The sequence below is a fragment of the Pseudomonas guariconensis genome, assembly GCF_015680235.1.
Lineage (GTDB): Bacteria > Pseudomonadota > Gammaproteobacteria > Pseudomonadales > Pseudomonadaceae > Aquipseudomonas > Aquipseudomonas guariconensis_A.
In genome coordinates, this window is the sequence record NZ_JADLJL010000068.1 from 1 (window position 1) to 2938 (window position 2938).

Annotated in this window: 2 rRNA genes; both read left to right on the forward strand. The window is 52.4% G+C overall.

The features are described 5' to 3' along the window. Window positions 1-2617: ribosomal RNA gene (locus IRZ56_RS22845) — 23S ribosomal RNA — on the forward strand; the annotation flags it as partial. A 150-nt stretch (window positions 2618-2767) separates the two neighbouring features. Continuing rightward, window positions 2768-2883 (forward strand): 5S ribosomal RNA (gene rrf / locus IRZ56_RS22850). Window positions 2884-2938: the final 55 nt, after the last annotated feature.

Sequence of the window (2938 nt, forward strand, 5' to 3'; positions counted from 1 at the left end):
GGTTTGAGATTAGTGGAACGCTCTGGAAAGTGCGGCCATAGTGGGTGATAGCCCCGTACACGAAAATCTCTTGCCAGTGAAATCGAGTAGGACGGAGCACGAGAAACTTTGTCTGAACATGGGGGGACCATCCTCCAAGGCTAAATACTACTGACTGACCGATAGTGAACCAGTACCGTGAGGGAAAGGCGAAAAGAACCCCGGAGAGGGGAGTGAAATAGAACCTGAAACCGTATGCGTACAAGCAGTGGGAGCCTACTTTGTTAGGTGACTGCGTACCTTTTGTATAATGGGTCAGCGACTTATATTCAGTGGCGAGCTTAACCGAATAGGGGAGGCGTAGCGAAAGCGAGTCTTAATAGGGCGTTTAGTCGCTGGGTATAGACCCGAAACCGGGCGATCTATCCATGGGCAGGTTGAAGGTTAGGTAACACTGACTGGAGGACCGAACCGACTACCGTTGAAAAGTTAGCGGATGACCTGTGGATCGGAGTGAAAGGCTAATCAAGCTCGGAGATAGCTGGTTCTCCTCGAAAGCTATTTAGGTAGCGCCTCATGTATCACTCCAGGGGGTAGAGCACTGTTTCGGCTAGGGGGTCATCCCGACTTACCAAACCGATGCAAACTCCGAATACCTGGAAGTGCCGAGCATGGGAGACACACGGCGGGTGCTAACGTCCGTCGTGAAAAGGGAAACAACCCAGACCGTCAGCTAAGGTCCCAAAGTCATGGTTAAGTGGGAAACGATGTGGGAAGGCTTAGACAGCTAGGAGGTTGGCTTAGAAGCAGCCATCCTTTAAAGAAAGCGTAATAGCTCACTAGTCGAGTCGGCCTGCGCGGAAGATGTAACGGGGCTCAAACCATGCACCGAAGCTACGGGTATCACCGTAAGGTGATGCGGTAGAGGAGCGTTCTGTAAGCCTGTGAAGGTGAGTTGAGAAGCTTGCTGGAGGTATCAGAAGTGCGAATGCTGACATGAGTAACGACAATGCGAGTGAAAAACTCGCACGCCGAAAGACCAAGGTTTCCTGCGCAACGTTAATCGACGCAGGGTTAGTCGGTCCCTAAGGCGAGGCTGAAAAGCGTAGTCGATGGAAAACAGGTTAATATTCCTGTACTTCCAGTTATTGCGATGGAGGGACGGAGAAGGCTAGGCCAGCTTGGCGTTGGTTGTCCAAGTTTAAGGTGGTAGGCTGAAATCTTAGGCAAATCCGGGATTTCAAGGCCGAGAGCTGATGACGAGTTGCCATTAGGCGACGAAGTGGTTGATGCCATGCTTCCAAGAAAAGCTCCTAAGCTTCAGATAACTGGGAACCGTACCCCAAACCGACACAGGTGGTCGGGTAGAGAATACCAAGGCGCTTGAGAGAACTCGGGTGAAGGAACTAGGCAAAATGGCACCGTAACTTCGGGAGAAGGTGCGCCGGCGAGGGTGAAGGACTTGCTCCGTAAGCCCATGCCGGTCGAAGATACCAGGCCGCTGCGACTGTTTATTAAAAACACAGCACTCTGCAAACACGAAAGTGGACGTATAGGGTGTGACGCCTGCCCGGTGCCGGAAGGTTAATTGATGGGGTTAGCGCAAGCGAAGCTCTTGATCGAAGCCCCGGTAAACGGCGGCCGTAACTATAACGGTCCTAAGGTAGCGAAATTCCTTGTCGGGTAAGTTCCGACCTGCACGAATGGCGTAACGATGGCGGCGCTGTCTCCACCCGAGACTCAGTGAAATTGAAATCGCTGTGAAGATGCAGTGTATCCGCGGCTAGACGGAAAGACCCCGTGAACCTTTACTATAGCTTTGCACTGGACTTTGAGCTTGCTTGTGTAGGATAGGTGGGAGGCTTTGAAGTGGGGACGCCAGTTCTCATGGAGCCATCCTTGAAATACCACCCTGGCAACCTTGAGGTTCTAACTCAGGTCCGTGATCCGGATCGAGGACAGTGTATGGTGGGTAGTTTGACTGGGGCGGTCTCCTCCCAAAGAGTAACGGAGGAGTACGAAGGTGCGCTCAGACCGGTCGGAAATCGGTCGCAGAGTATAAAGGCAAAAGCGCGCTTGACTGCGAGACCCACACGTCGAGCAGGTACGAAAGTAGGTCTTAGTGATCCGGTGGTTCTGTATGGAAGGGCCATCGCTCAACGGATAAAAGGTACTCCGGGGATAACAGGCTGATACCGCCCAAGAGTTCATATCGACGGCGGTGTTTGGCACCTCGATGTCGGCTCATCACATCCTGGGGCTGAAGCCGGTCCCAAGGGTATGGCTGTTCGCCATTTAAAGTGGTACGCGAGCTGGGTTTAGAACGTCGTGAGACAGTTCGGTCCCTATCTGCCGTGGACGTTTGAGATTTGAGAGGGGCTGCTCCTAGTACGAGAGGACCGGAGTGGACGAACCTCTGGTGTTCCGGTTGTCACGCCAGTGGCATTGCCGGGTAGCTATGTTCGGAAGAGATAACCGCTGAAAGCATCTAAGCGGGAAACTTGCCTCAAGATGAGATCTCACTGGGATCTTGAATCCCCTAAAGGGCCGTCGAAGACTACGACGTTGATAGGTCGGGTGTGTAAGCGCTGTGAGGCGTTGAGCTAACCGATACTAATTGCCCGTGAGGCTTGACCATATAACACCCAAGCAATTTGAGCCTGCTGTTGAATCAGTGGTACGCCAAATTGTGGTGGTGAAGACGAAAGACCCGAAAATTCGTAAACTCACACATTCACATATCCGAATTGGCTGGCATGTCCATCTGGACGTTCTGGCAACAGAATTTCTTGACGACCATAGAGCATTGGAACCACCTGATCCCATCCCGAACTCAGCAGTGAAACGATGCATCGCCGATGGTAGTGTGGGGCTTCCCCATGTGAGAGTAGGTCATCGTCAAGATTCATTTCGCAAAACCCCTATCTGCGCGAGCAGGTAGGGGTTTTGTCTTTCCGGG